The following is a 25788-nucleotide window of genomic DNA, read 5'->3' on the forward strand; positions in this document are numbered from 1 at the left end:
CGTTCTGCATCCTTTTTATTTTCCAGTTTTTAAAATCTTAAATATGATGTTTGCCTGGTCCGTATTGTTAATCAATCCGCGGAATTTTTCTTTTCCGGGGCCGTACGCATATACCGGTACTTCTTCGCCGGTATGATCGGTACTCGTCCATCCGCTGTTGGAGCGAGTATTAAAAATCTTGATGATGGCTTTGTAGGCCCCTTTGCTTTTGTCAGCCTGTGCAGCTGCTTCAACGCTTTTGATTTCTTCAGATGTGAAGTCAAGGTCAGTATAGCGGGCGAGCACATCTTTTGCCGGTTTGCCCTCATTGATTTTCTTTGCCATAAATTCCGGGGTTTTTTTGGCGGCGAGAATCGGCTCCGCGTGCCAATTCTTTTCCCCGTTTGCGCCAATGGTAAAGCCGCCGGTTGTATGGTCAGCAGTTGCAATCACAAGTGTATGTTTGTCTTTTTTCGCAAATTCAATCGCGGCTTTATAGGCCTGTTCAAAATCTTTAACCTCGCTCATGGCTCCTACTGTATCATTGTCATGGGCCGCCCAGTCAATCTGGCTCCCTTCGACCATCAAGAAAAATCCTTTTTTATTTTGGTTCAGGCGATCAATTGCTGAAACCGTCATGTCTTTGAGAGACGGTGTTTTGCTGTCACGGTCGAGCGCCTTAGCAAGCCCTCCCTCTGCGAAAAGCCCGAGCACCTGCTGATCTTTATTTTTCTTCAATGCTTGTTTAGTTGTCACATAGCTGTAGCCGGCTTGTTTGAATTCCTTTGTCAAGTTTCTGTCCTTGCGGTTAAAATAAGATTTTCCGCCGCCGAGCAGCACGTCTATTTTATGTTTGCCTTTTATTTTGTCATCCATATAGCTGTTGGCGATTTGGTCCATGTTTTTCCGTGATTCATTGTGGGCGCCATATGCGGCTGGAGTGGCGTGGTTAATTTCAGACGTGGCGACAAGCCCTGTTGACTTGCCTTGCTGTTTGGCCTCTTCAAGTACTGATTTCACTTTTTTCCCGTTTTTATCGACGCCAATTGCATTGTTATATGTCTTAACGCCTGTCGCTAATGCTGTTCCGGCTGCTGCTGAATCTGTAATATTATAGTCAGGGTCATCCGGATGCGTCATCATCATGCCTGTCAGGTTCCGGTCAAATTCTGTTAACTTCGGGTTATTCGGTGTGTCACCGTTATTTTTCATGGAACGGTAGGCTCTTATGTAAGGCGTCCCCATGCCGTCGCCTATCATCACAATGACATTTCTGATCTCAGCTTTGTCTTGTTTTTTGGCGCTGGCCTTTTCTGTTTGCTGCAGCTCAGCTCCGGCAAAGACTCCAGCTGTAAGGACAGAAACAGCGGCGATTGGCAGAAGTTTTGATTTCATATTTTGAAACAAACTCATTTTTTTCATGCCTCCTTTAATGTATTCCGTTTATCATGTTAGGGAAATTTTGTTAAATGCGGCTGTTGATCATGTAAACAATAAGTAAAGTCTTGTAAGGAAATGAAAAAACGCTTTTCGTTATCTTGCCTTATTTGATGTAAAGCATTCATTTTTCAGAAAAATCTTTACCTCTCTGTCTTTGCATGATATGTTTGTTTAAATAAAAAAACTGCGGATAACCGCAACTCTCCTCGAATATTCTTTATCACTCATTTTTCAGGTATGTGAGCCGACCCCGAAAGTTTTTCATTTATTTCCTTTATGTTGAAAAACATCCCATAAAACATGACAAAAGCACTCGTTTTTTGTCACCTTTGCAACGAAAATGAAATATTTAATACCCTTAAAAACTTTTTTTTAGAACGAATAATTAAGAAATTTGTCACATGAAGTCAAGACTATTTCTGATGGGAATCTATCCTTATAATAGAAATCAATAAGATTAATTAAAAAAAGAGATACATATATAGAGAGAGTTAACATTTGGGGAGGAAAATATGAAAAAGCAAATCATTACAGCTACGACAGCAGTTGTTTTAGGATCGACGTTATTTGCAGGAGCGGCATCTGCACAAAGCATTAAGGTGAAAAAAGGCGACACGTTATGGGATCTTTCAAGAAAATACGACACAACGATCAGTAAAATTAAATCAGAGAACCACCTTCGTTCAGACATTATTTATGTGGGACAAACTTTATCGATTAACGGCAAATCTACAAGTTCAAAAAGCAGCAGTTCTTCTTCCTCTTCTTCTACATACAAAGTAAAGAGCGGGGACAGCCTTTGGAAAATTTCAAAAAAATACGGCATGACAATCAATGAACTGAAGAAGCTGAATGGCTTAAAATCAGATTTGCTTCGTGTTGGACAAGTCCTGAAACTGAAAGGTTCAACTAGTTCAAGCAGCTCCAGCTCATCAAAAGTGTCATCGTCTTCCACTTCTACTTATAAAGTGAAGAGCGGAGACAGCCTTTCTAAAATTGCGAGCAAATACGGCACTACGGTTAGCAAATTAAAAAGCTTAAACGGCTTAAAATCAGATGTAATCTATGTCAACCAAGTATTGAAGGTGAAAGGAACAAGCACAAGCAGCTCAAAACCTGCTTCATCTTCATCATCTTCATCATCTTCAAGCAGCAAAACGTCATCTACATCACTTAATGTGAGCAAGCTGGTTTCTGATGCAAAAGCGTTAGTCGGATCGCCATATAAATGGGGCGGAACGACAACTTCCGGCTTTGACTGCAGCGGATTCATTTGGTACGTACTGAATAAACAAACAAGTGTGGGCAGAACAAGCACTGCAGGATACTGGAGTTCTATGAAGAGCATTGCCAGCCCGTCTGTTGGTGATTTCGTCTTCTTCACAACATATAAATCCGGCCCTTCTCACATGGGGATTTACATTGGAAACAACAGTTTCATTCATGCAGGATCTGACGGCGTACAAATCAGCAGCCTGAACAACAGCTACTGGAAGCCTCGTTACCTCGGTGCGAAAAGATTCTAATTTTTAGAGAAAACCCGTTCATTGGAACGGGTTTTTTTCATTAGACGGAGCACAGGCGTTTTGGTTGCTCCTAAAAATGAAAATGTGATAAAAAATCCAAGAATTTTTTTTCTTTCTTATTTTCATAAAGGGCAATCGCGTAAGCGCCGGCATAGGGCAGCTGTACAGACTGATAAGGAATTCTGATCATCTGTTTCTCTGCTAACTCACGCTTTACTGTAGATAAAGGCAGAAATGAAACTCCGAGTCCTTCCTTGATAAACCGTTTCGTTATATGTGTTTGAGTGACCTTCATTGTTCTCACAAATGGAAATGTCATTCTGACTTGACGGAGCAAGTCGTCCCAGTAATCAGGATGATTGTGGGTCAAAAGCAGGTATTGTTCGAGCACCTCTTTGGCATCAATTTCGTTGTCTTCTATGAAACGCTTATCGGGCGGGGCAACAAGGACGACAGGGTCTTTGTATAAGCAGTGGCAGCTTAAAGAAGAAGACTGTACCTTTAAACAGCTTAGTCCGATATCTGCTTCCCCGGCTTTAATCAGTGACGCGATTTCCGCTGATTCGAAAATCGTAACCGCCATTTCTGTTTCCGTATTCATTGCTGTGTACCGCTTCATGACAGAAGGAAGCACTGTATCTGCAATAAGCGGAGAAACCGCGAGCTGTAAGGTTTGAGAGTAGCCTTGTCTCACTCTGTGAAGCTCTGCCATGCTGTTTTCATAATCATCAAGAAGCCTGAGCGCATACGGCAAATACGCCCTGCCTTCATCAGTCAGCTGGATTTGCCTGCCTTTACGCTCGAACAGCTTGCAGCTGATTTCTTTTTCTAATTGCTTGATATGTACGGTCACAGTAGGCTGAGATAAGAAAAGCGTTTCCGCCGTTTTTCGGAAGTTCTCATATTTTGCAGCGGTCACAAAGGTGTGAAGCCATTTGAAATCCATTTCTATTCTCCCTCTGATTAATATTTTTAATTAATTCCCTTTAAAATATTCATTATTTTTTAAATATTATATTTACTATAATAACAGAAAAGGATAGGGGGAATACAAATGGTACATTACGGATTAAAGGGAATTACATGTGTAGAAACATCCATCAGCCATATTGATGGTGAAAAAGGGCGTCTGATTTACAGAGGACATCATGCAAAAGACATCGCACTGAATCACAGCTTTGAAGAAGCGGCTTATTTGATTTTATTTGGAAAACTGCCTTCAACTGAAGAATTGCAGGTATTTAAAGATAAGCTGGCTGCGGAACGGAATCTTCCGGAACATATTGAGCGCTTGATTCAATCACTGCCAAACAACATGGACGATATGTCGGTGCTGAGAACGGTTGTTTCAGCATTGGGGGAAAATACGTACACATTCCATCCGAAAACAGAGGAAGCAATCCGGCTGATTGCAATCACGCCTTCCATCATTGCATACAGAAAAAGATGGACGCGCGGTGAACAAGCAATTGCACCTTCTTCCCAGTACGGACATGTCGAAAACTACTATTATATGCTCACAGGCGAACAGCCTTCAGAGGCAAAAAAGAAAGCGCTTGAAACCTATATGATTCTGGCCATGGAGCACGGCATGAACGCATCCACTTTTTCGGCACGAGTCACGTTATCAACAGAGAGTGATTTAGTGTCAGCCGTCACGTCTGCTCTCGGCACGATGAAAGGTCCGCTGCACGGAGGCGCTCCTTCTGCGGTGACAAAAATGCTTGAAGACATTGGAGAAAAAGAACATGCTGAAGCATATCTGAAAGAAAAACTCGAAAAAGGAGAGCGCTTGATGGGATTCGGCCACAGGGTGTACAAAACAAAAGACCCGCGGGCAGAAGCTTTGAGACAGAAAGCAGAACAGGTGGCCGGCAATGACCGTGATCTTGATCTTGCGCTGCATGTAGAAGCAGAAGCGATTCGTTTGCTAGAAATCTACAAACCGGGACGAAAGCTATACACAAATGTTGAATTTTACGCGGCTGCAGTGATGAAGGCCATCGATTTTGACGATGAATTGTTTACTCCGACCTTTTCAGCAAGCCGAATGGTAGGGTGGTGCGCCCATGTGCTGGAACAGGCAGAAAACAACATGATTTTCCGCCCGTCAGCGAAATATACCGGTGCCATTCCCGAGGAAGTTCTTTCATAACATATTTTGGCGTTTATTCATTTCTTTCATGTGGTAACGTTCAGTATCAACCACATGTCTAGGAGTGATGAATGTGAACCCAATGGACAGACAAACAGAAGGACAAGAACCGCAGCATCAGGACAGACAGCCGGGTATTGAGTCAAAAATGAATCCGCTGCCGCTGTCAGAGGACGAGGATTATCGAGGAAGCGGAAAACTGAAAGGAAAAGTCGCGATCATTACTGGAGGCGACAGCGGAATAGGTAGAGCAGCAGCTATTGCCTTTGCTAAAGAGGGGGCTGATATCTCCATTCTATACTTAGACGAGCATTCGGACGCAGAGGAAACACGCAAACGGATCGAAAAGGAGAATGTCCGCTGCCTGCTTATCCCGGGAGATGTCGGGGACGAGAACCATTGTGAACAAGCTGTGCAGCAAACAGTGGACCATTTTGGTAAACTCGATATCTTAGTGAACAACGCCGCTGAACAGCATCCCCAGGACAGCATTCTCAATATTTCAACAGAACAGCTGGAAAAAACCTATCGCACAAATATTTTTTCCATGTTTCATATGACGAAGAAAGCTTTGCCTCACCTGCAAGAGGGGAGTGCCATTATTAATACGACATCGATTACCGCTTATGAAGGGGATACGGCGTTAATTGATTATTCCAGCACAAAGGGTGCGATTGTTTCCTTTACGCGTTCCATGGCGAAGTCGCTCGCAGATAAAGGCATCAGAGTGAATGCGGTGGCGCCCGGTCCGATTTGGACACCGCTTATTCCGGCGACATTCCCTGAGGAAAAAGTGAAACAGCACGGCTTGGATACCCCAATGGGAAGACCGGGACAGCCGGTTGAGCATGCAGGCGCCTATGTTCTGCTGGCGTCTGACGAATCTTCCTATATGACAGGGCAGACCATTCATGTGAATGGCGGCCGTTTTATTTCAACGTGATCAACGAAAAAACCAGCTCCAGAGCTGGTTTTTTTGTGTGGTGAAAAATTTCAAAATAAAAAATTTGTCGATTTTTCTAACAATTTTGTTTTCATTTTTGCAATTTTATATATAATATTGAGTAGGAGAAAGGAATGATTCGCGACCAGTACAAATATAGTAGAAAAAAAGAAAAATGACCATTGTTACTCATGAATTCAGAAAATTCAAATAAAATATATAAAAATAGATGATCGGGAGTTGAAGGGGAATGAAAGGGAGCGTTTTTAGGAAGAAAAGCATTCAGGATTTAATCGCTGCGACGAGCGGGGAAAAGTCTTTAAAAAGAGAATTAGGGGCATTTGATTTAACGTTGCTTGGAATCGGCGCCATTATTGGCACAGGGATTTTTGTTCTGACGGGAACAGGCGCAGTCACGGCCGGTCCCGGGCTGACGATTTCATTTGTTGTGGCGGCGTTGGCTTGTTTATTCGCCGCCCTGTCTTACGCGGAATTTGCGTCAAGTGTGCCTGTTTCAGGTTCGGTGTATACATTCACTTATGCGACATTGGGAGAGCTTATGGCCTTTATTATCGGGTGGGATTTAATTTTAGAATACATGCTGGCGGTAAGTGCAGTGTCGGTCGGCTGGTCTGGTTATTTCCAATCGTTTTTATCAGGGCTCGGCATTCATCTTCCGGTTGCTTTAACAGCGGCACCGGGCGCAGTGAAAGGCACCTTTACCCTGTTTAATCTTCCTGCATTCGTCATTGTAATGGCGATCACATATTTGCTTTATTTAGGCATCAAAGAATCAAAAAGAGTCAACAATATCATGGTTATCTTGAAGATACTGGTTGTTCTGCTGTTTATCGCGGTGGCAGCCGTTTACGTGAAGCCGCACAACTGGCAGCCGTTTATGCCAATGGGCTTTGGCGGCGTGTTCAGTGCAGCGGCGCTCGTATTCTTTGCTTTTATCGGATTTGACGCTGTATCCTCTGCTGCGGAAGAAACGAAAAATCCCGCGAAGGATCTGCCTAAAGGCATTATTTTCTCTTTACTGGTCTGCACGATTTTATATGTCACCGTATCAGCCATCATGACTGGGGTTATCCCGTTTGCTCAATTTGCGGGTGTGGATCATCCGGTTTCTCTTGTTCTTCAAAGCGCAGGGCAAAATTGGGTGGCAGGCATCATTGATATTGGCGCCGTGCTGGGAATGACAACAGTTATGCTCGTGATGCTTTACGGGCAGACCCGCGTCATGTTTGCCATGTCGCGTGACGGACTTGTGCCGGGTTCACTTTCTAAAGTGCATCCAAAGCACAAAACACCTTATGTAGCCACTTGGTTTTTCGGAACGATGTCGGCGCTTCTCGGCTCACTTGTTCCGCTGGATGAACTTGCAAAGCTGGTAAACATCGGGACGTTGTCGGCATTTGTCCTGATTTCTGTGGCAGTTATCGTTTTGAGAAAGAAACAGCCTGATCTTCCGAGAGCTTTTAAATGCCCGGGAGTTCCCGTGATCCCAGGCCTGGCGATTCTGTTCTGCCTGTTCTTGATTTTAAATCTGGGATGGGTGACGATTGTCCGCTTCCTAGTGTGGCTGTTAATCGGCTTGGTAATCTATTTTCTGTATTCAAGAAAGCATTCAAAATTAAATCAATAACCTTTTGATAAAGAGAGCGTCCATACAGGCCGCTCTCTTTTCTGTTCTTCGCAAATGAATCTATAGAAATGAAGACAAAAATAAGAGATAATATAGGCTGGAAAGGAAGTGACGTTTATTGTCTGAGCAAAAACCAGTCCAATGGGCTTCGAAAATCGGTTTCGTCATGGCAGCGGCCGGCTCGGCTATCGGCTTGGGCGCGATTTGGAAGTTCCCTTACGTAGCGGGGACCAATGGGGGAGGAGCCTTTTTTCTTATCTTCGTGTTATTTACCATCCTCTTAGGCTATCCGCTTTTGGTGGGGGAATTTATTTTTGGAAGACGGAACCAGACGAATGCCATTGATGCATATAAAAAAGAAGCGCCGCGATCAGCTTGGTTTCTTACGGGGTGGATCGGCGTAGCCGCGTGTTTCTTAGTGCTGTCGTTTTACAGTGTAATTGGGGGATGGATTTTGCTGTATATCGTAAAAACGGCGTCAGGCTCACTGTCCGGGCTTTCTCAAGCACAGTATGGCGCTCTTTTTGCTTCTATTATCCAAAATCCGGTGCAGACGCTCGCGGCTCAGCTTGTCTTTATGGTACTTACTGTCATCGTTGTCGCAAGAGGGGTTCAAAAAGGGATTGAACGGGTAAGCGCGGTGATGATGCCGATTTTGTTTTTATTGTTTATTCTGCTCGTTCTTCGGTCTCTTACGCTTAATGGTGCAATGGAAGGCGTAAAGTTTCTGCTTGTGCCTCATTTCGGCGATCTGACTCCGGAATCCATATTATTCGCGCTGGGACAGGCCTTCTTTACGTTAACACTGGGGGTTTCGGTGATGGTGACCTACAGCTCCTATTTGCCGAAAACACAAAATATCCCTCGTTCGGCAGCCTCCATTGTCTTGATGAATATCATTGTGACACTCTTGGCAGGTTTGGCTATTTTCCCGGCGGTTTTCTCATTCGGTTTTCAGCCAAATGAAGGACCGACACTGCTGTTTACAGTGCTTCCGGCCGTTTTTGAACAGCTTCCGTTCGGCACGTTGTTTTTTATCGGTTTTCTCGTTGCATTTTTATTTGCAGCCTTAACCTCAGCATTTTCGATGGTTGAAATTATCGTTGCCACAATCGGAAAAGGGGACGAAAAGAAGAGAAAAAAACTGTCATGGACGAGCGGGCTTTTGATCTTTTTGGTCGGAATCCCATGCTGCTTGTCTTATGGCGTTTTGAGTGATGTGCACCTATTTGGCAAAACGTTTTTTGATATTGCCGATTTTACCGTCAGCAATGTTTTGATGCCTTCAGGCGCTTTGTTAATTTCTCTATTTATCCCGCTGAAAATTTCGAAAAGCGAACTCTTGGCTGAAATGCGAAATGGATCAAATGCAGGTAAAGCATTCTTTTACACATGGTTTTATTTGCTTCGTTTTATCGTGTCGCTTGCCATTATTATCGTGTTCTTAAATTTAATCGGAATTTTATCATTTTAAAAAACAGGCTCCGTTTCCGGGGCCTGTTTTTTATTTAATAAGATGATATCAACGGTGCCCATGCCGTTTTCAGTTTTTGGATGCCGAGCCTGATATCCTCTTCTGACAAACCGCCATAACCGATTAAGACAGAAGTAAAAGGCGTCTGTTCTATATATGAGGGAGACACGGGATAGAGGGTTACACCGTGGTCAGCGGCTGCTTGTATTGCTTCTTCCTCACTTGCTGGAAACAAAAGGCGCAGCAGGATGTGAAGCCCCGAGTTCTTACCGAGAATCTCAACGGTGTTTCCTAGTTCAGAGCGGATGGCTTCTAACAGGACAGCGTGTTTTTTTCGGTATAAGCTTCTCATTCTATTTATGTGTTTTTGCCACTCTCCGGTTTCGATGAAGTCTGCCAGTGCCAATTGCGAGTGAACAGAGACGGTCTGCTTCATTAACTGAGCATTGTTTTTGATCGGTTCCATGAGTTCAGGGGGCACAATCATGAAGCTGAGCCGCAAGGAAGGCAGAAGTGACTTTGAAAAAGTGCCCAGATATATGACTCTGCCATTCGGATCAAGACCCTGTAAAGACGGAATGGGATGGCCGCTGTAGCGAAATTCTCCATCGTAATCATCTTCTATAATGAATGAATTTGTTTCTGCCGCCCATGCCAGCAGCTCCTGTCTGCGGGTAATCGTCATAATGGTCCCAATCGGAAACTGATGCGAAGGAGTCGTATACATGAGATGAGGATTCTGACGGTAGAGCTCATCCGGCAGGACGCCTTCTGCATCAGAACAAATCGGAGTGACATCCATGTGATTTGCTTCAAACATCCTTCTTGAACGGTGAAAGCCCGGTTCTTCAAAGCCGATTTTTGTACCTGGCTTTAGCGAAAGGCAAAGAATTTGCAGAAGCACGGTGGTTCCTGCGCCGATGATAATCTGGCCGGGTTCACAATTTACTCCCCGAGACAGCCTGACGAATCGGGCAATCATGTGCCTGAGTTCGTATTCTCCTTGAGGGTCGCCAGAGGTGTGAAACGATCCGGAATAGCGATCAAGACTTTTTACTATGCTTTTTCTCCATGCGTTAAAGGGAAAGAGGGTCGGGTCAACGTTGCCTTGATGGAAGTCAATAGCAGGTGCGTTCTTTTCATGTAATCCCGGCTGTACAGACTGCTGAAAATGGTCAGGAGCTGTCGGGAATCCTTGTTCTACTTCCGCCGCGAACCAGCCGATTTTCGGCTTGCTTTTGACATAGCCCTCAGCAGTTAATTGCTCATAAGCCCGTTCTATAGTTGCCGTGCTGACATCGAGCAAGCTGGAGAGCCTGCGTTTTGACGGAAGTCTTGTTCCCTTTGTTATTCGCGCATGTGAAATTTCTTGTTTAAAAAAGGTATAAAGCTGCTCATACAGCGGTGTTTTGCTCTTTTTATCAAGAAACGGCGTAATATCCATCTCATGTCTCCTTTGTATCTGGCATGGTCATTTTTTCTGATATTGGCTATTTGGCAAATGCCATTTATTAGCTATGATCATTGTAACGAAAGGAAAGGGGATTGAGAAGATGATCCATATGAAACAATTAACCTCGAAAGAAGAATGGGCTGAGTCGTATCCGATTATGAGTGAATTGAGAACAGAACTGGATATAGAGACGTATTTACAAAGGCTTGAAGCCTGTGTGCAGAAAGAATCGTATATGCTGTTTGCCTTATATGAAAATACAGCAATCAGAGCGCTGTGCGGGGCTCTGCCGAGAGTTTCCATTCATAAAGGAGAGCACTTGTGGATTGCGGATCTTGTTACAACGGCACCTTGCCGATCAAAGGGATACGGCAAAATGCTTTTGGATTATGCCTCAGACTGGGCGAGAAAAGCCGGACTTGGTTTTGTCAGTCTTTCATCTGGCCTTCAGCGTAAAGACGCACATCGATTTTATACAGATAAAATGGGTTTTACTATAGAAAGTTATTTGTTCCGAAAACCGGTGTAATGAAAAAAAGACGCCTGAAAAGGCGTCTTTTTTAAAAGCCAAACTGTAAATTCGTATCTACAGATACAATGGTATACACACAAATAATCACAAAGAGATTAAGGATGACGCCGAGCAGGCCGGGGCCTGTGCGCCCTCTCTTGATGAAGAGTTCAACAACGCCGAACGGAACGGCAGCCATGGCGAACGGAAGCATTTGATAGGAATAAAACGTGACGTTGCTGATAATGGCCAAATTCAGCAACAGCAGGGACAGAACCGCTGTCCCGACAGAGATCCAGCCGAATACATTGTGTTCTTTAAAAATTCTTACCAGTTCCATAATTCCACCTCGCCGACATTCGCTGATTTTACAGATTTATTTTTCAGCATGCGCTGGATTTCCTTGGTTGGCCCTGTAACGACCGAACCGTATACATTGACACCGTTTTTCTCTACATAATCTAATCGGTTATCTACATTCAGGTCTTTCCGTTTTGAAATGACCTGAGCCCATTTTTCGTGTTTGGACATGAATTTCAGGGCGTTGATAAACTGATCGCCATTCGACTTGCCTTTTGTATTAAGGGCGGCCAGGAACTTTGAATCCTTTCCAGGATAGCCAAGAGGTTCTGTGGAAGCTGTCTTATTTGTGTTTTTCTCTGTTTCGATTGCGTTCCACAAAAAGCTCACATCATAGCCTTTGAATTTGTTATACACGTCTTTTGTCGGATATGCACGGTCATATGAAAGGTAGACCTCTGATACCGTTCCTTCAGGCAATGTGCTTAACGTTTTTTCTGCTTTTGCGGTCGTTTGTTCAGACTTGTTTGAAGGATGTGTAAAGTAATGGCCGGTTTTATTCACTTCTAAGTCATAGTAGTTTACTGCCGGCGCTTTTACTTTGTTATAAAACATTTCAACCCGTTCATTCCCGACGGCAGCCGTCTTCGTGCCAATCTGCTTTTGGAGCGGGAATTCCGTATTCATTCCAAATAGCTTCACTTGGCTTTTCAGTCCGGAAGTATCAACAAGAACATTCGGCATGGTCAGGGCTACAGTGACTGCGGCAGTTTCCATAAACTCATTGCCGGTGCTGTGTTTTCCACCCATTCCGTAATAGAGGTAGCTTCCCAGCGTACAAAGCGGCAAAATCATCAATGTCGAAATGACGGCAAGCACAGAAATTCGCAAATAAGACTTGCGTTTGCCGTAGGCTAAAATCGCTTTTTGTTTTTCAGGACTGATGCTGAGATCCCAATCGTTATCGTCCTCTAGTTCGCTGTCAATCAGTTCCTGATATACTTCGAGCTTCTCAAGTTCTTCCTCAAATGCAGTCATTTCCTGGTCGCTCATTTCCCCATTTTTATATTGATCAAAACGCTTTTTAAATTCTTCATTCATCATTAACACCTCTATTATAAAGTGCTTTCAGCCGCTGTCTGGCACGAAATAAAACACTTTTAAAATTCGCCTCTGAAATATTCATAATATGGGATGCTTCTTTGTAGTTTAACTCTTTTAAATAATATAGCGTTAAGGCCTCCCGATAATTATCGGGGAGCTCGGACATATAACCAGTCAGCACTTCCTTTATCTCTACCTGATGGGCAGGACTTTGAACAGCATTTTGAAAGAGGCTTCCGATTAAGTCATCAGAAATGGTTACTTCTTTCTTATGCTTTCTGACGTAATCAATGAAGGCGTTTCGCGCCACTTGAAAAAGCCAGGGCTTTACTTTGCTGTGATCATAGGAGTGAATGTGTATGTATGCCCGCATAAAGGTTTCCTGCAGCAAGTCTTCAGCAAGATGCTTGTCTTTTGTCATGGAGAGCAGGAACCTGTAAACATCATTCATGTACATTTGGTAAATTTCATCGATCGTCACTGCCTTTTCTCCCCTCTATGTTATACACGCATAAGAAAGGTTTAAAGTTGCACATTACATGCAAACGGCTTTTTTATACCTAATCAAACACCATTACTATATAGTACCCAAAAATGGCCCCAAAAGATAGTGCGGAGAAATGTTTAACATTTTTTCCAGAGGGGAAAAGATAGTGAAAAAGTGAAGGAGTGGCACAATGGAATATACCAGTATAGCAGATACAGGAATAGAAGCCTCCAGAATCGGCCTCGGCACATGGGCCATTGGCGGAACGATGTGGGGAGGCACTGACGAAAAAACATCGATTGAAACAATCCGCGCCGCTCTTGATCAGGGGATTACATTGATTGACACCGCACCGGCTTACGGCTTCGGGCAGTCCGAGGAAATCGTCGGAAAGGCAATCAAAGAGTACGGCAAAAGAGACCAGGTGATTCTCGCAACGAAAACGGCTCTGGACTGGAAGAACAACCAGCTGTTCCGCCATGCGAACAGAGCGAGAATTGTAGAGGAAGTTGAGAATTCTTTGAAGCGGCTTCAAACAGACTATATTGATCTTTATCAGGTGCATTGGCCCGATCCGCTTGTGCCAATTGAAGAAACGGCTGAAGTCATGAAGGAATTATATGATGCGGGAAAAATCCGGGCGATTGGCGTCAGCAATTTTTCAATTGAGCAAATGGATACATTTCGCGCCGTCGCACCTCTCCATACGATTCAGCCTCCATATAATCTGTTTGAAAGAGAGATGGAAGAGAGTGTTCTTCCTTATGCGAAAGATAACAAGATAACAACATTATTATACGGCAGTTTATGCAGAGGGCTGTTAACAGGCAAAATGACCGAAGAGTATACATTTGAGGGCGATGATCTGCGTAATCACGATCCAAAATTCCAGAAGCCCCGCTTTAAAGAGTATCTTTCTGCTGTCAATCAATTGGATAAGCTGGCGAAGACACGTTATGGAAAATCAGTGATTCACTTGGCTGTCAGATGGATCTTAGATCAGCCGGGAGCGGATATCGCTCTTTGGGGGGCAAGAAAGCCTGGGCAGCTTGAGGCCCTATCTGAGATTACAGGCTGGACGCTGAACAGTGAAGATCAGAAAGATATCAATACTATATTGGAAAATACGATATCAGACCCTGTCGGACCGGAGTTTATGGCCCCGCCGACCAGAGAGGAAATATAACAAAAGCTGAGGGCGAATCCTCAGCTTTTTGGCGTTTTAACGGGAGAAATCTTAAAAATTAGTACCAGGTAATAAAAAATGTTGTTATAATAGATGACAGAAAGAATCATTGATTACGACAAAGGAAGTGCGATATGTATAAGTTTTGTGCAAATGCTTTAAAAGTTATTCTTTCTCTTCGCGGAGGAGTGAAGGTGTATAACAAAGAAAACCTTCCGGCCGATTCAGGTTTTGTCATCGCGTGTACACATTCCGGCTGGGTTGATGTGATTACACTCGGAGTCGGGATTCTTCCTTATCAAATACACTACATGGCGAAAAAAGAGCTTTTTCAAAATAAATGGATCGGTTCGTTTCTGAAGAAAATTCATGCCTTTCCGGTAGATCGGGAAAATCCCGGGCCAAGCAGTATTAAAACGCCGATTAAGCTGCTGAAAGAAGGAGAGATCGTCGGTATCTTCCCAAGCGGAACAAGAACCTCTGAGGATGTGCCTTTGAAAAGAGGTGCGGTGACGATTGCGCAAATGGGGAAAGCGCCGCTTGTCCCCGCTGCATATCAGGGCCCTTCAAGCGGAAAAGAATTATTCAAAAAAGGAAAAATGAAGCTGATTATCGGTGAGCCTCTTCACCAGGCTGATTTTGCCCACCTGCCTTCAAAGGAAAGACTTGCAGCAATGACAGAGGCTTTGAATCAGCGGATTAAAGAACTAGAGAATAAACTTGATCAGCTATAAGGCGTTCTGAGAGATTGCCCTGAACTGTGAAAATAAGAAAAGCACCTTATACAAGGTGCTTTTCTTATTATGCTTCCTGCTGGTTAGCTGTCTCCAGAAGTTCTTCTTCTTGAAGCTTTTTCACTTCAATATATGCGACGTGGTGGCCGTCAATTTCATTAATGATGAATTCGCAGCCCTCTTCGATGATGGAATCATCTTTTTCAACATCGTATTTTTGAGTAAGGAACCAGCCGCCGATTGTATCGACTTCTTCGTTCTCTAAATGAATGCCTAGCAGGTCGTTTACTTGGTCAATTAACACTTTTCCGTCAAGAATATAATGGCCTTCGCCGATTTTGCGGATTTCGCTAATTTCATCAATATCAAATTCGTCGCGGATTTCACCGACAATTTCCTCAATGATGTCCTCAACCGTCACAAGCCCGGCAGTACCGCCGTATTCATCAGACAAAATGGCCATGTGGACCCTCTCTTTTTGCATTTTGACAAGCAGGTCTTGGATTGGCGCAGATTCAATGACATGAATGATCGGGTTGACGAATTGAGAAATGGTGGAATCAACAGATACCTCACCGCTTATGCAGGCGGTCAGCACTTCTTTAATGTTAATAACCCCGATAATGTTATCTTTATCGCCCTCTTCCACAGGGTAGCGGGTATATTTTTCAATCTGAATGATGTCCATCATTTCAGAAATCTTGATATCATGCGGAAGGCTGACAATTTCGGTCCGCGGAATCATAATTTCTTTCGCGAGCCTGTCGTCAAATTCAAAGATTTTATTCACATATTTAAACTCTGATTGGTTGATTTCACCGCTTTTATAGCTTTCAGACAAAATGATTCGCAGCTCTTCTTCTGAGTGAGCCAGTTCGTTTTCTGAAACGGTCTCCAGGCCAAATGCTTTGGTCAATAACCGTGCGGAATTGTTCAAAAGCCAAATGAATGGGAACGCGATGCGGTAAAACCAAATCAGCGGTTTCGCAAACAGCATAGACACTGCTTCCGCCTTTTGGATAGCGACTGTCTTAGGTGCAAGTTCTCCGACAACAACGTGTAAGAACGTGATAATGGCATACGCAAAAATAAACGATATGACATGTGAAAGGGAACCTGGGACGTTCATTTGTACGAAAAGCGGGTGAAGCAGCCTTTCAATCGTTGATTCACCTAAAACCCCTAATCCGATGGAAGTCAATGTAATTCCGAGCTGACACGCAGATAAATATTCATCAAGATGCGTGGTCACTTTTTTTACGGCTATTGCTGCTTTATTTCCTTCCGCGATCAGCTGATCGATCCGTGAGCCTCTGATTCTGATAATGGCAAACTCAGATGCCACGAAAAATGCCGTCAGGGCGATTAAAACAGCAACTAAAATCAAATTCACTATGTCCAATTAGAACCTTCACTCTAGCAATGAGAATGAAGGTAACACCTCCTGTTAGATAAAATGGTTTTAACTTAACAGCAGCATAAATGATTGGAACACGGCGAGCTTTTCAGGCGGGAGTTTGCTTTTCAGCTTGTCACGATCCTCGGGCTTCAGCCGTTCAAACCGATGCAAGATTCCGGAGATGTTTTGATTCATATGATCAATTTCTAATGCCAGATTTCCAATTTCATCATCAAGTTTAGCTGAAGAGGGAAACTGGTTCTCCAGTCGATCTTTAATATCGGACAGGGCCAATCGCTGCTTCTTGCAATCTACAATAAATATAAGTCGTTTGAGTGCATTTTCGTCGTAGTAACGGTAATTTGAACAGGATCTGGCCGGCGTAAGCAGACCGAGATTCGTATAATAATCAACTGTCCGTTTTGTTACTCCGGCGAGTGCCGCTAGTTCACTGATGCGATAAGTCTCAGCCCCATCTATATCCCTCCCAACCATCACGTTATAGTTATGAGAATAGTTTAATATATGAACGGTGTCTTGCACAAGTTTATTGTTTTTTTCAGACCGGAATTGGAAGTTGTGGAATTCATCATCTGATTGAAGTAACATAGGAAGATAGAATTTTCAAATTTTTATATGCGGAAGGGACAGATGAAATTGGCTGGGTTATCCCGGGAAGTTGAAGAAAATTTAAATAAAGGATCATGGATTCGCAAGCTGTTTGATGAAGGTGCAAGGCTGAAGAAGGAGTTCGGGGAAGACCAGGTATTTGATTTTTCACTCGGCAACCCGATTGTTGAACCGCCTGAAGCTTTTAAGAGAGCGTTAATAGAGGAAGCTGAAAAAGGCAGCCACGGATACATACAAAATCAAGGGCTTCCTGCAGCGAGAGAAAAAGTCGGGCAATTTTTGGGGTCGCGTTTTGAAGCTGATTTCTCAGCGGAGCGTATCGTCATGACGGTGGGCGCGGGAGGCGCTTTGAATGTTGCGTTAAAAAGCATCGTAAACCCTGGGGAAGAGGTCATTATTCTTGCACCTTATTTTGCCGAATATAAGTTGTATATTGAGAACTACGGGGGAAAAGCCGTCAGCTGCCCGTTGACAAGCCGGTTTGAGATCGACATTGAAGCGGTAAGGCAATCAATCACTCCACAGACGAAAGGGCTGATCCTCAATACACCGCATAACCCCACAGGCACGGTTCTCAGCCAGAAAAATATAGACGATTTAGGCGCTTTATTAAAAGAAATAGAAGAGAAGAGCGGCCAGACGATTTATGTGCTGTTTGATGAACCGTACAGTCAATTAATCTATGATGAAGAGCTGGCAAATCCGTTTCAATCGTACCATCGTGTGATATTGGCCAGCTCATTCAGTAAAGATCTAGGCATAGCCGGGGAGCGGCTCGGGTATATCGGATTGGACAGCCGAATGCCGGATGCGGACCTTTTGATCAACGCTTTTGTGTATTGTAATCGAACGCTTGGATTTGTGAATGCCCCTGTCATGATGCAGCGGGCTGTGGCACGAATGGATGATTTAAGAGTAGACGCGAGCGCTTATAAAGAGCGCCGGGATTTAATGGTAGACATTTTAAAAGAAGCCGGTTTTGAGTTTGAAATGCCAAAGGGAGGTTTCTTTGTTTTTCCGAAATCGCCGATTGAAGATGAAGTTGCATTTTGTGTGCATGCCGCCCAAAAATACAAATTATTAATTGTGCCGAGCAGCGGTTTTGGAATGAGCGGGCATTTCCGATTATCCTTCAGTGTGCCGATCGAGCAGATTAAAAACTCACGGGACATTTTCATTTCTTTATATAAAGATTTTGCTTAAGAAGGCAAAGAAAAGAAAACAGTTTTCAAGGCTGTTTTCTTTTTATATCCGCAAAATCCTTCCTCTTCCAATCCAGACAGGCGCAGAATTGACAAGCAGGCATGCAGTTAAGGCTTTCTTCATGATAAAAGTCTAAAAATTAAAAATCATTTTTGGAATGAGTTGTGTTACAATAAAATATACAATTTATAATCAAACTTTGACTTTTGGAGGTGGTATGATGGGGCCCTCTGCTTAGGCAACAATACACCGCGTACCTCAATGTTAAGGAAAAATGATTATATCAGGAGGTGACTCCTTATCCTTTGTTGAGAGGATAGGGTTAAATGGACGATATTGACAGTCTGATTTTAATTGGCGTGCTCATTGCTTTAACCGCGTTTTTCGTTGCAAGCGAGTTTGCGATTGTTAGAGTAAGGAGATCCAGAATAGATCAGCTTATCACAGAAGGAAACAAACGGGCGATACTCGCAAGGCGTGTCATTACAGATTTGGATGAATATTTATCCGCATCCCAGCTGGGCATTACATTGACATCAATTGGACTTGGCGTACTGGGTGAACCGGCCTTTGAACGGCTGCTGCATCCACTGTTTGAACCGCTCGGCTTGCCAGACTCGGTTTCACATGCAGCCTCTTTTGCAGTCGCGTACGGCTTGATCACGTTCCTGCACGTTGTTGTAGGTGAACTGGCCCCGAAAACGGTCGCGATTCAAAAGGCAGAACAGCTGACTTTACTGATAGCGGGCCCTTTGCGTTTATTCTATTTGCTCCTGTTTCCGTTTATTTGGATCCTCAATGGATCGGCGCGGTTTTTATGCGGGATGTTCGGTTTGAAGCCTGCGTCAGAACATGATGGTTCCCATTCTGAGGAAGAACTCAGGATGCTGTTATCTGAGAGTTTAAAAAACGGAGAGATTAATCCGTCTGAATATAAATATGTGAATAAGATTTTTGAATTTGATAATCGGATCGCCAAAGAAATTATGATACCGCGGAAGGAAATGGCTGCTGTGTCAACTGAGATGACGATGGCCGAGATGCTTGAAGTCATGCTGAAGGAAAAATACACGCGCTGGCCAGTCACAGATGGAGACAAAGACAGTGTGATCGGTTTGGTCAATACGAAGCATTTGTTTTCTGATTTGCTGTTTATGACAGAAGAAGAACGAATGAAGATGACGATCCATCCGTATGTGAGGCCGGTCATCGAAGTGATTGAAACGATCCCGGTTCATGACTTGCTGATTAAAATGCAGCGCGAGCGCATTCATATGGCTATATTGTCGGATGAATACGGAGGAACCTCGGGACTTGTGACGACAGAGGATATTCTTGAGGAAATTGTCGGAGAGATCAGAGATGAATTTGATGAAGATGAACAGCCGCTGATCCAAAAGCTTGGCGACGGCCATTATGTGATGGATGGAAAGGTTCGGATCGATCAGGTGAACAGCCTTCTTGGCGCATCGATTCAAGAAGACGTCGATACGATCGGCGGGCTGATATTAAAAGAAAACATCGATATTGAGGCTGGTGAATCCATTCGCATCGGTTCATATACGATAAAGGTGCTGAAGATGGACGGCCGATTAATCAAGCAAATCGATATAAAAGAAGAAGCCGGCAACACAACCGGGATTATGGCGCACCACAAGCTGCCGCTGCCTGAGCCTGTGATGCTGAACAGTGCAACCTTGAGCGAGAAATAAGCTCAAGGTTTTTTTATATTGTGATTGTCCAGCCGCACCAAAATGCCAAAAGCGACCCGCAAAGTGTCAGGGCGATGTACAAGATGCTTTCTATTACACGTTTGGCCATAAGGAGTTGAATACTTTCAACGCTGAAGGTGGAAAAGGTCGTAAAGGCGCCAAAAAACCCCGTGCCGATGATAAGCGAGACCGAAGCATTTGCAACGTGAAGTCCTGTAAATATTCCGAGCCCGAGAGCTCCGAGAATATTGACTGTCAGTATGCCAATGGGCAGGCTCAGACCTTTGGTTTTGGCGGTTATGACATTGCCAAGCCAGAACCGAAGCATTGCGCCAAGTCCGCCCCCTATGAAAATACCCGCTAGTGTCATCTTTCCTGCAGCCCCTTTCTTTGCTGAATGCCTGCTATGCGCCGTCCCGCAAAAACACCAATCAGTGCAAATATGATCCCTGATATCAATGAGGCTGCCACATATAAAAGAGCCAATGAGGGTTGTCCTTGCAAAAGCATCACCGTTTCCTTAGAAAACGTGGACATTGTTGTGAAGCCTCCGCAAAAGCCGGTGCCTAAAAAAGCCGACAGCAGAGGCCGTTTTGCACCGATCATAAAAAATCCGGTCAAAATGCCTAATAGAAGGCTGCCTGCCGCATTTTCCAGCCAGGTTGCCGCCGGGAACTGACCGGTGTGTATCCATAAGTTTAATCCGTATCGGAGGCAGGCGCCAAGCGCGCCTCCGATAAAAACCGCGCTATATATTTTCATGTTTGCCATCCTTTATGATGAAATTCGGGTAATCTGTAACGATGCCGTCCACGCCCATGGCTTGTAATTTTGCCGCTGTCTTTTGATTGTTGACAGTCCATGCAAATATGTTTAAGCCATTTTTATGGACGGAGCCGATCATCAGACGGTTGAGCCGTGTGTATTTTATATTGACATAGTTTGCAAAAGAGCGGAAGGCCTTCATCTGATTTCTGGACAGCATGCCAAAGTTGGGCCTTGTAATGACCGCTGTCGGAATCGAAGGATAAAGCTCGCGGAACCTTTGGACGGAGCGGAACTGAAAGGATTGAACAATATTATTGATAGAAAAAGAAAATTGCCCTAATAGCTGTCCCACCTCTTCTTCAATTCCGACTTGAGACGGATGGCCTTTTAGTTCAATTAAAAGGCCGATTTTTTTGTGGTAGCGCTTGAGCACCGCTTCCAGGGTCGGAATACGCTCTCCTTGAAAAGCGGGGCCGTACCAGCTTCCTGCATCGAGTTTTTGCAATTCCTCCAAGGTAAAATCCTTAACAAAGCCTGATCCGTTTGTTGTTCGGTCAACCCTGTCATCGTGTATCACAACAATCTGCCTGTCTTTTGTAAGCTGGACATCCAGTTCGATCATATCTGCATTCATTTTCACCGCAAGGTCAAATGCGGCAATCGTATTTTCCGGAGCGTAGCCGGATGCTCCGCGATGGGCAATGATGTACAAGCTAAGTCAGCTCCTCGTATGGGCATTTCTGTTATTGTATCAAATCCATATATGCACCGCGATACAAACTGGTGAATTTTTTCTGCCATATCGGAATGGTCCGGGCTGAGGAATGCGTATAACTAAAAAAAGACACTCAGCGTATCAGAACACATTTCGTCAGAAAATTAGGTCTTTCGACATGTTCACAACAAAATATGATCCTTTATAATAGCAAAAAAGGAGGCGAGATCATGGGAAAAGGGAGAATCAGAGTGGAGGAAAGAATTAAAGCCGAAACGGATGCTGAAATGCAAAAAGCAACTCTCCTTGATCAGACACAAACGAAAAAAGGTAAGTGACTGTCCCTATTGAATCTGGCTGATAGATGAATTGAGAAATGACCCCGGCGTTTCGCCGGGGTTTTGTGCTGCAAAAGACATTTAAATGAACATCTTTACGAATATTTTAGTATAATAAACAATTGATTGGGATAGAGGGGAGACAGTCATGCCGGATTATCTGCAGCAGTATTTTACGCTTGATAACATCATTCAAATCGGCATCAGCTTGGCGATTTTGCTAGTGTTTCTTATACTTAGAAAATTATTCACAAGATATTTCTTTAACCTGCTTTTTAATTTGACAAACCGGCCGAAAACAGAAATTTTTAAACAGGTGGTTCTGGCGTTTGATAAGCCGGCCAGATGGTTTTTTGTTGCCCTTGGGCTGTTTTTAGCGATCCGGTATTCACCGTTTTTAGATGAGCAAATGCCGGTCATCAGCAAAATATACCGCTCACTGATTGTGGCGCTCTTGTGTTGGGGTCTTTGTAATTTGACCGCAACATCGTCGTTTATCTTCCATAAGGTGAATCAGCGCTTCGAGCTTGACATGGATGACATTCTGGCCCCGTTTTTATCTAAATTGCTCCGTTTTGTGATCATTGCGCTCAGTGTCAGTGTGATCGCTCAGGAATTCAATTATGATGTCAACGGATTTGTAGCGGGCCTTGGTCTTGGCGGACTCGCTTTTGCGCTTGCCGCGAAGGATACCATCAGCAACTTCTTCGGCGGTATTATTATTATTACTGAAAAGCCGTTTACAATTGGTGACTGGGTGGAGACGTCGACAGTAACAGGATCAGTCGAGGATATTACCTTTAGGAGCACGAGATTCAGAACAGCACAGGGGGCGCTTGTAACGGTGCCGAACTCTACGCTGTCGATGGAAGCGATCACGAACTGGACAAGAATGACCAAACGCCAGATTACGTTTTCCATCCATGTGTCCTACGCTACGCCGATTGAGAACCTTGAACGCTCCATTCATTCTCTCAGAACAATGCTCTTAGAGCATGAGGGCGTTGATAATGAAACAATCATGGTCAACTTTGATACGTTTGCCGACAGCTACTACAATTTATTTTTTAACTTCTATACAAAAACGACGGTTTGGGCTGAAAACCTTAATATTAGAGAGGATATCAACTATAAAATTATTGAGATTTTAGGTGCAGAAGGTGTCCAGTTTGCATATCCCGGCCAAATGGTTGTTGTCAAGCAAAAGCACGAAAGCGACCCATTCCATGTGAATCTAAATAAAGAGGAAAAGGAACGGGCTTAAAAGAGAGACTTCGTCTGACAGAGGCGGAGTCTTTTTCATGGTAAAATAAGAGAAAAAGGCGGTGTTGAGTTGGAAGCATTCAAAAGTATTCTACATGAAGCACAGAGAATTGTTGTGCTGACAGGAGCGGGAATGAGCACAGAATCAGGGATTCCAGACTTTCGTTCAGCAGGGGGCATTTGGACGGAAGATGCCTCAAGAATGGAAGCGATGAGCCTTGATTATTTCTCAAGTCATCCGCGTCTGTTTTGGCCCAAATTCAAAGAATTGTTCCAGATGAAAATGAGCGGCAGCTTTGAACCGAATGAAGGACACTTGCTTTTAGCTGAGCTGGAGAAGCAAGGGAAGCAGGTCGATATTTTTACGCAAAACATTGACGGTCTTCATAAAAAAGCGGGGAACAGGCATGTATACGAACTGCATGGTTCTATCCAGACAGCAGCTTGTCCGGCATGCGGCGCCCGATATGATCTTCCCCATTTGCTGGAGCGGGAGGTGCCGGAGTGCACGGCGGCCGGAAACAATGGGGACATTTGCGGAACGGTATTAAAAACCGATGTTGTTCTCTTTGGCGACGCCGTCATGCACTTTGACACCCTTTATGAAAAGCTGGATCAAGCAGATCTTTTATTGGTTATCGGCACGTCTCTCGAAGTGGCTCCGGCTAGATTTGTGCCTGAGGATGCAAGCCTGATTCCCGGCATGAAGAAAGTCATCATAAACCTTGAACCAACGTATTGCGACAGCTTGTTTGACATGGTCATCCATCAAAAAATCGGCGAGTTTGCCCGAAGTTTGGGCATAAAAAAGTGAGCCGCTTTATGCGCCTCACTTTTTTATTCATGAACAGGAACCATTGTGTCCTCTAACACTCCGAAGGAATAGCCTTTTTCTTTTAATTTATTGATTAGTACCGGCAGCGCATTTACAGTAGCAGGAAGATCATGCATGAGAATTACATTTGGGCGGCTTGAAGAGCTGTGTTCCATATTCTCAAGCTGCTGTAATACGGCGGTCACATACTGTGAATTCCGGTATTTCCAGTCCATGCTGTCGATCGTCCAATCCCAGTACACAAACCCATCTTTCTCCAGATTGCGAATTTGTGAGGCGGTTAGTGACGGCTTGCTTCCGTATGGCGTTCTGACAAGATCGGTTTTATATCCTGTAATGTCCTGCAGCGTGTCACGCGCCTCCTGCATTTCTTTTAACGGAGATGTCGGTGATTGATAGAACAATCTGTTATTGTGGGTAACGCCATGTAAACCGAGTGCGTGGCCTTCCTTTTCTGCTCTTTTCACAGCCTGCTTGAATTCGTTCATCCGCGGTGACAGCATAAAAAACGTCGCTTTTACATCAGCGCTTTTCAGTACGTCGAGCAAGCGGGTTGTAACGGCTGAAGGGCCGTCGTCGAAGGTTAAGTAAACTGTTTTATCTCCCATGTTCTGCTTTTTCTGCAGATGTTTTATCAGCAGATCGGGGGAGTCGTTTTTCAGCTTAAGGCTTTCTTTCTCATCTCGAAGCTGGCCGTTTGTTGTGACAGTGACTTCCTTTGTTTTCGTTGAACTGTTGGAATAACCCAAAATCACCATAAGCAAAAGCAGCACACATAAAACTGCTAAACTTGCAAATTTAAAAGCAAGCGAAACTGCAGAAGGAGAAGCCTCTCCTCTCGTTTGTCGCATAACAATCTCTCCATTGGCATAAAATCTCTACATAATGCTGTACAGCAGGCAGCTTATGAAGATGCCTTATGTTTACAACCTATGTATTACCAGTCAAGTATACAGGAATAAAACTGGAAAGCACATAGAAAATTTGTCGAAATGTCAGATTTTAAGGAAAAAATAAACTCCTTTCCGCTATAGATCTCTTGATCTTTCTGTTTTTCAGCATGTCCAATATGATAGAATTAGTGACAATGACAGCTTGAATGACATCAGGGACATCTCGAAAAGGGAGGGCTTTTATGAAGGTATTAGTCAATGGCCAGCTGATTGGGCGCAGTGAAGCATCAATCGATTTGGAAGATCGCGGTTATCAGTTTGGTGACGGCATCTATGAAGTGATCAGGGTGTACAAAGGAGTATTGTTCGGCTTACGTGAGCATGCAGAGCGTTTTTTCAGAAGTGCTGCTGAAATCGGAATTTCACTGCCATTCAGTATAGAAGATCTCGAGTGGGACCTGCAAAAGCTTGTACAGGAAAATGCGGTCAGTGAGGGAGCGGTATACATTCAGACAACAAGAGGTGTGGCCCCGCGAAAACACCAGTATGAAGCCGGCCTCGAGCCGCAGACTACTGCTTATACGTTTACGGTGAAAAAACCGGAGCAAGAGCAGGCATACGGAGTGGCGGCCATTACAGATGAGGATCTTCGCTGGCTAAGATGTGATATCAAAAGTCTGAATTTACTGTATAATGTCATGACGAAGCAAAAGGCCTATGAAGCGGGAGCATTTGAAGCCATTTTACTTAGGGACGGCGTTGTTACGGAGGGTACATCCTCTAACGTTTATGCCGTTATCAACGGCACGGTGCGAACACATCCGGCTAACCGGCTCATTCTCAATGGAATTACACGGATGAATATTTTAGGACTGATTGAAAAGAATGGGATCAAACTGGATGAGACTCCTGTCAGTGAAGAAGAGTTGAAACAGGCGGAAGAGATCTTTATTTCGTCAACGACGGCAGAAATTATTCCGGTCGTGACGCTCGATGGACAATCGGTCGGAAGCGGGAAACCCGGACCGGTGACCAAACAGCTTCAGGCTGCTTTTCAAGAAAGCATTCAACAGGCTGCTAGCATTTCATAAA

26 protein-coding genes are annotated in these 25788 nt (G+C 44.1%); 14 read left to right on the forward strand and 12 right to left on the reverse strand.

Annotated elements, in window-relative coordinates; genetic code table 11:
* Positions 1–15: 15 nt before the first annotated feature.
* Positions 16–1401 (reverse strand): alkaline phosphatase PhoA, encoded by a 1386-nt coding sequence (phoA, locus tag MKY10_RS05070; RefSeq protein ID WP_080481039.1) that lies wholly within the window; start codon positions 1399–1401, stop codon positions 16–18.
* Between the two features lie 530 nt (positions 1402–1931).
* On the opposite strand from phoA, the gene lytE reads away from it, so the two are divergent.
* Positions 1932–2945 (forward strand): peptidoglycan endopeptidase LytE, encoded by a 1014-nt coding sequence (gene lytE / locus MKY10_RS05075; RefSeq protein WP_339226245.1) that lies wholly within the window; start codon positions 1932–1934, stop codon positions 2943–2945.
* A 70-nt stretch (positions 2946–3015) separates the two neighbouring features.
* Here the strand turns inward: lytE and citR are convergent, their stop codons facing one another.
* Entirely contained in the window at positions 3016–3891 is an 876-nt protein-coding gene (gene citR / locus MKY10_RS05080; protein WP_003233357.1) for a transcriptional regulator CitR, read from the reverse strand.
* A gap of 108 nt (positions 3892–3999) precedes the next feature.
* Here citR and citA point away from each other — a divergent pair, with 108 nt between their 5' ends.
* The 4 genes from citA (at position 4000) to MKY10_RS05100 (ending at position 9165) form a co-directional block, all read left to right on the forward strand.
* Entirely contained in the window at positions 4000–5100 is a 1101-nt protein-coding gene (gene citA / locus MKY10_RS05085) for a citrate synthase CitA (protein WP_041335618.1), read from the forward strand.
* A gap of 73 nt (positions 5101–5173) precedes the next feature.
* Entirely contained in the window at positions 5174–6043 is an 870-nt protein-coding gene (locus MKY10_RS05090) for an SDR family oxidoreductase (RefSeq protein WP_029726337.1), read from the forward strand.
* Between the two features lie 250 nt (positions 6044–6293).
* On the forward strand, positions 6294–7691 hold the full coding sequence (gene bcaP, locus MKY10_RS05095; RefSeq protein WP_003245791.1) for a branched-chain amino acid transporter BcaP: 1398 nt from the start codon (positions 6294–6296) through the stop codon (positions 7689–7691).
* 118 nt (positions 7692–7809) lie between these two features.
* Entirely contained in the window at positions 7810–9165 is a 1356-nt protein-coding gene (locus tag MKY10_RS05100) for a sodium-dependent transporter (protein WP_339226248.1), read from the forward strand.
* 34 nt (positions 9166–9199) lie between these two features.
* Here the strand turns inward: MKY10_RS05100 and MKY10_RS05105 are convergent, their stop codons facing one another.
* The gene (locus MKY10_RS05105) at positions 9200–10609 is read right to left on the reverse strand and encodes a PLP-dependent aminotransferase family protein (protein ID WP_061891224.1); all 1410 of its coding nucleotides are present in this window, start codon (positions 10607–10609) and stop codon (positions 9200–9202) included.
* Positions 10610–10718: 109 nt separating this feature from the next.
* Between MKY10_RS05105 and MKY10_RS05110 the strand changes: the two genes are divergently transcribed.
* Positions 10719–11147: a GNAT family N-acetyltransferase gene (locus MKY10_RS05110; protein WP_009966899.1), complete on the forward strand. Its 429-nt coding sequence runs from the start codon at positions 10719–10721 to the stop codon at positions 11145–11147.
* 31 nt (positions 11148–11178) lie between these two features.
* Here MKY10_RS05110 and MKY10_RS05115 read toward each other — a convergent pair whose 3' ends face one another.
* Genes MKY10_RS05115 through sigM form a run of 3 tightly spaced genes read right to left on the reverse strand, consistent with a single transcriptional unit; the run spans position 11179 to position 13014 of the window.
* The gene (locus MKY10_RS05115) at positions 11179–11469 is read right to left on the reverse strand and encodes an anti-sigma-M factor (RefSeq protein WP_003233341.1); all 291 of its coding nucleotides are present in this window, start codon (positions 11467–11469) and stop codon (positions 11179–11181) included.
* Positions 11457–12533, reverse strand: a complete 1077-nt coding sequence (locus tag MKY10_RS05120) for an anti-sigma factor (protein ID WP_010886459.1) — start codon at positions 12531–12533, stop codon at positions 11457–11459. Before MKY10_RS05120 ends, MKY10_RS05115 begins: the two co-directional genes overlap by 13 nt.
* Positions 12523–13014 carry an RNA polymerase sigma factor SigM gene (sigM, locus tag MKY10_RS05125; RefSeq protein ID WP_003224177.1) on the reverse strand — a complete coding sequence of 164 codons (492 nt, stop codon included), beginning with the start codon at positions 13012–13014 and terminating at the stop codon, positions 12523–12525. Before sigM ends, MKY10_RS05120 begins: the two co-directional genes overlap by 11 nt.
* A gap of 196 nt (positions 13015–13210) precedes the next feature.
* On the opposite strand from sigM, the gene akrN reads away from it, so the two are divergent.
* Complete coding sequence (gene akrN / locus MKY10_RS05130) at positions 13211–14206, forward strand: aldo/keto reductase AkrN (RefSeq protein WP_003245422.1); 996 nt, start codon at positions 13211–13213, stop codon at positions 14204–14206.
* A 134-nt stretch (positions 14207–14340) separates the two neighbouring features.
* Positions 14341–14940, forward strand: a complete 600-nt coding sequence (locus MKY10_RS05135) for a 1-acylglycerol-3-phosphate O-acyltransferase (RefSeq protein ID WP_003233335.1) — start codon at positions 14341–14343, stop codon at positions 14938–14940.
* Positions 14941–15007: 67 nt separating this feature from the next.
* Here the strand turns inward: MKY10_RS05135 and MKY10_RS05140 are convergent, their stop codons facing one another.
* Entirely contained in the window at positions 15008–16342 is a 1335-nt protein-coding gene (locus tag MKY10_RS05140; RefSeq protein WP_009966903.1) for a hemolysin family protein, read from the reverse strand.
* A 60-nt stretch (positions 16343–16402) separates the two neighbouring features.
* Positions 16403–16834 carry a Cu(I)-responsive transcriptional regulator gene (gene cueR / locus MKY10_RS05145; RefSeq protein ID WP_010886460.1) on the reverse strand — a complete coding sequence of 144 codons (432 nt, stop codon included), beginning with the start codon at positions 16832–16834 and terminating at the stop codon, positions 16403–16405.
* Positions 16835–16990: 156 nt separating this feature from the next.
* Between cueR and MKY10_RS05150 the strand changes: the two genes are divergently transcribed.
* Together MKY10_RS05150 and MKY10_RS05155 are read left to right on the forward strand one after the other, a co-directional pair.
* Positions 16991–18172 (forward strand): pyridoxal phosphate-dependent aminotransferase, encoded by a 1182-nt coding sequence (locus MKY10_RS05150; RefSeq protein ID WP_029317543.1) that lies wholly within the window; start codon positions 16991–16993, stop codon positions 18170–18172.
* Positions 18173–18498: 326 nt separating this feature from the next.
* Positions 18499–19884 (forward strand): hemolysin family protein, encoded by a 1386-nt coding sequence (locus MKY10_RS05155; protein ID WP_061891223.1) that lies wholly within the window; start codon positions 18499–18501, stop codon positions 19882–19884.
* Positions 19885–19897: 13 nt separating this feature from the next.
* Here the strand turns inward: MKY10_RS05155 and crcB are convergent, their stop codons facing one another.
* Genes crcB through MKY10_RS05170 form a run of 3 tightly spaced genes read right to left on the reverse strand, consistent with a single transcriptional unit; the run spans position 19898 to position 21364 of the window.
* The gene (gene crcB, locus MKY10_RS05160; RefSeq protein ID WP_003233320.1) at positions 19898–20254 is read right to left on the reverse strand and encodes a fluoride efflux transporter CrcB; all 357 of its coding nucleotides are present in this window, start codon (positions 20252–20254) and stop codon (positions 19898–19900) included.
* Positions 20251–20646: a CrcB family protein gene (locus MKY10_RS05165; RefSeq protein ID WP_014479308.1), complete on the reverse strand. Its 396-nt coding sequence runs from the start codon at positions 20644–20646 to the stop codon at positions 20251–20253. Before MKY10_RS05165 ends, crcB begins: the two co-directional genes overlap by 4 nt.
* On the reverse strand, positions 20633–21364 hold the full coding sequence (locus MKY10_RS05170) for a glycerophosphodiester phosphodiesterase family protein (RefSeq protein ID WP_061891222.1): 732 nt from the start codon (positions 21362–21364) through the stop codon (positions 20633–20635). The genes MKY10_RS05165 and MKY10_RS05170 overlap by 14 nt, the downstream gene beginning before the upstream one ends.
* A gap of 233 nt (positions 21365–21597) precedes the next feature.
* Here MKY10_RS05170 and MKY10_RS05175 point away from each other — a divergent pair, with 233 nt between their 5' ends.
* The 3 genes from MKY10_RS05175 to srtN all read left to right on the forward strand — a co-directional run bounded on the left by MKY10_RS05175 (position 21598) and on the right by srtN (position 23782).
* Positions 21598–21705, forward strand: coding sequence for a YhdX family protein (locus tag MKY10_RS05175; RefSeq protein ID WP_009966908.1), 108 nt, complete (start codon positions 21598–21600; stop codon positions 21703–21705).
* A gap of 148 nt (positions 21706–21853) precedes the next feature.
* A complete protein-coding gene (gene mscY, locus MKY10_RS05180; protein WP_046380885.1) occupies positions 21854–22969 on the forward strand; it encodes a small-conductance mechanosensitive channel protein MscY in 1116 nt (371 codons plus the stop codon).
* Between the two features lie 69 nt (positions 22970–23038).
* A complete protein-coding gene (gene srtN, locus MKY10_RS05185; RefSeq protein ID WP_046380886.1) occupies positions 23039–23782 on the forward strand; it encodes a sirtuin NAD-dependent deacetylase in 744 nt (247 codons plus the stop codon).
* A gap of 23 nt (positions 23783–23805) precedes the next feature.
* Here the strand turns inward: srtN and MKY10_RS05190 are convergent, their stop codons facing one another.
* On the reverse strand, positions 23806–24654 hold the full coding sequence (locus tag MKY10_RS05190; protein ID WP_046380887.1) for a polysaccharide deacetylase family protein: 849 nt from the start codon (positions 24652–24654) through the stop codon (positions 23806–23808).
* Positions 24655–24938: 284 nt separating this feature from the next.
* Between MKY10_RS05190 and dat the strand changes: the two genes are divergently transcribed.
* Positions 24939–25787 (forward strand): D-amino-acid transaminase, encoded by an 849-nt coding sequence (dat, locus tag MKY10_RS05195; protein WP_046380888.1) that lies wholly within the window; start codon positions 24939–24941, stop codon positions 25785–25787.
* Position 25788 lies beyond the last annotated feature (1 nt).

The organism is Bacillus sp. FSL P4-0290 (assembly GCF_037975435.1).
Classification (GTDB): domain Bacteria; phylum Bacillota; class Bacilli; order Bacillales; family Bacillaceae; genus Bacillus; species Bacillus subtilis.

Excerpts from the sequence above, each read along its gene's own strand:
- MKY10_RS05105 (WP_061891224.1), bottom strand. The coding sequence starts at position 10,609 with ATGGATATTACGCCGTTTCTTGATAAAAAGAGCAAAACACCGCTGTAT.
- MKY10_RS05190 (WP_046380887.1), bottom strand. The coding sequence starts at position 24,654 with ATGCGACAAACGAGAGGAGAGGCTTCTCCTTCTGCAGTTTCGCTTGCT.
- citR (WP_003233357.1), bottom strand. The coding sequence starts at position 3,891 with ATGGATTTCAAATGGCTTCACACCTTTGTGACCGCTGCAAAATATGAG.
- crcB (WP_003233320.1), bottom strand. The coding sequence starts at position 20,254 with ATGACACTAGCGGGTATTTTCATAGGGGGCGGACTTGGCGCAATGCTT.
- MKY10_RS05115 (WP_003233341.1), bottom strand. The coding sequence starts at position 11,469 with ATGGAACTGGTAAGAATTTTTAAAGAACACAATGTATTCGGCTGGATC.
- MKY10_RS05110 (WP_009966899.1), top strand. The coding sequence starts at position 10,719 with ATGATCCATATGAAACAATTAACCTCGAAAGAAGAATGGGCTGAGTCG.
- cueR (WP_010886460.1), bottom strand. The coding sequence starts at position 16,834 with ATGGTTGGGAGGGATATAGATGGGGCTGAGACTTATCGCATCAGTGAA.
- lytE (WP_339226245.1), top strand. The coding sequence starts at position 1,932 with ATGAAAAAGCAAATCATTACAGCTACGACAGCAGTTGTTTTAGGATCG.
- bcaP (WP_003245791.1), top strand. The coding sequence starts at position 6,294 with ATGAAAGGGAGCGTTTTTAGGAAGAAAAGCATTCAGGATTTAATCGCT.
- mscY (WP_046380885.1), top strand. The coding sequence starts at position 21,854 with ATGCCGGATTATCTGCAGCAGTATTTTACGCTTGATAACATCATTCAA.
- dat (WP_046380888.1), top strand. The coding sequence starts at position 24,939 with ATGAAGGTATTAGTCAATGGCCAGCTGATTGGGCGCAGTGAAGCATCA.
- MKY10_RS05165 (WP_014479308.1), bottom strand. The coding sequence starts at position 20,646 with ATGAAAATATATAGCGCGGTTTTTATCGGAGGCGCGCTTGGCGCCTGC.
- MKY10_RS05155 (WP_061891223.1), top strand. The coding sequence starts at position 18,499 with ATGGACGATATTGACAGTCTGATTTTAATTGGCGTGCTCATTGCTTTA.
- citA (WP_041335618.1), top strand. The coding sequence starts at position 4,000 with ATGGTACATTACGGATTAAAGGGAATTACATGTGTAGAAACATCCATC.
- MKY10_RS05150 (WP_029317543.1), top strand. The coding sequence starts at position 16,991 with ATGAAATTGGCTGGGTTATCCCGGGAAGTTGAAGAAAATTTAAATAAA.
- akrN (WP_003245422.1), top strand. The coding sequence starts at position 13,211 with ATGGAATATACCAGTATAGCAGATACAGGAATAGAAGCCTCCAGAATC.
- MKY10_RS05135 (WP_003233335.1), top strand. The coding sequence starts at position 14,341 with ATGTATAAGTTTTGTGCAAATGCTTTAAAAGTTATTCTTTCTCTTCGC.
- phoA (WP_080481039.1), bottom strand. The coding sequence starts at position 1,401 with ATGAAAAAAATGAGTTTGTTTCAAAATATGAAATCAAAACTTCTGCCA.
- MKY10_RS05120 (WP_010886459.1), bottom strand. The coding sequence starts at position 12,533 with ATGATGAATGAAGAATTTAAAAAGCGTTTTGATCAATATAAAAATGGG.
- MKY10_RS05175 (WP_009966908.1), top strand. The coding sequence starts at position 21,598 with ATGGGAAAAGGGAGAATCAGAGTGGAGGAAAGAATTAAAGCCGAAACG.